Below are 1019 nucleotides of genomic sequence, written 5' to 3' on the forward strand. Positions count from 1 at the left end.
AGCGGCTGCGCTACCTGCTGATCCCGCGCGACCCGGCCGACGACAAGGACACCCTGCTCGAGGTCAAGTCGGGGGAGGGCGGTGAGGAATCGGCGCTGTTCGCCGCCGACCTGCTGCGCATGTACACCCGCTATGCCGAGCAGCGCGGCTGGCGCACCGAGATCCTCGACGCGACCGAGTCCGACCTGGGCGGCTACAAGTCGGTCACGCTGGCCGTGAAGGCCAAGGGCACCCCGGCGCCGGGGGAGGGCCCGTTCGCCCAGCTCAAGTTCGAGGGTGGGGTGCACCGGGTCCAGCGGGTGCCGGTCACGGAGTCCCAGGGTCGGGTCCACACCAGCGCCGCCGGCGTGCTCGTGCTGCCCGAGGCGGAGACGGTCGACGTGACCATCGACGACAACGACCTGCGCATCGACGTCTACCGCAGCAGCGGCCCGGGCGGGCAGAGCGTCAACACGACCGACTCGGCCGTGCGGATCACGCACGTCCCGACTGGCATCGTCGCGAGCTGCCAGAACGAGAAGAGCCAGCTCCAGAACAAGGCCAGCGCCATGGTGGTGCTCAAGGCCAAGCTGCTCGCGCGCAAGAAGGCCGAGGAGAAGGCCCACCTCGACGGGCTGCGCGGCGACGTGCAGGCCTCGTGGGGCGACCAGATGCGCAACTACGTGCTCAACCCCTACCAGATCGTCAAGGACCTGCGCACCGGCTACGAGGTCGGTAACCCCACGTCGGTCTTCGACGGCGACCTGGACGGCTTCCTCGAGGCGGGCATCCGCTGGCGGCGTGGCGCCGACAAGGCCGACGCCAACTAGCCGCCACCTTGCCGCCAACTAGTCGGCGGCCTCGAGCGCGGACGCGACGCTGACGCACCAGCGCCCCGTGCGGTCCTCGTGCGCAGCCGCGGCGACCGTCTCCGGCGCCGTGAGCTGGCAGGTGAGCCAGGCGTCGCCGAACAGGCCGCGGTAGGACAGCACCCGCGTGCCGCCGTCCACGCAGGCGAGCGCCAGCGACGGCACGCCGTA

2 protein-coding genes are annotated in these 1019 nt (G+C 71.2%); one reads left to right on the plus strand and one right to left on the minus strand.

Annotated features, from left to right (window positions below; all coding sequences use genetic code 11):
• The coding region (locus U1703_RS19125; RefSeq protein WP_503676845.1) for a PCRF domain-containing protein at nt 1-809 on the plus strand (809 nt) is incomplete at its 5' end.
• Between the two features lie 18 nt (nt 810-827).
• On the opposite strand, the gene U1703_RS19130 is transcribed toward U1703_RS19125, so the two are convergent.
• Nucleotides 828-1019, minus strand: a 192-nt coding sequence (locus tag U1703_RS19130) for a hypothetical protein (protein ID WP_332786985.1), incomplete at its 5' end; no start/stop codon positions are given.

Origin of the sequence: Sphingomonas flavida, from assembly GCF_036663655.1 — a bacterium.
Taxonomy (GTDB): Bacteria; Pseudomonadota; Alphaproteobacteria; order Sphingomonadales; family Sphingomonadaceae; genus Sphingomonas.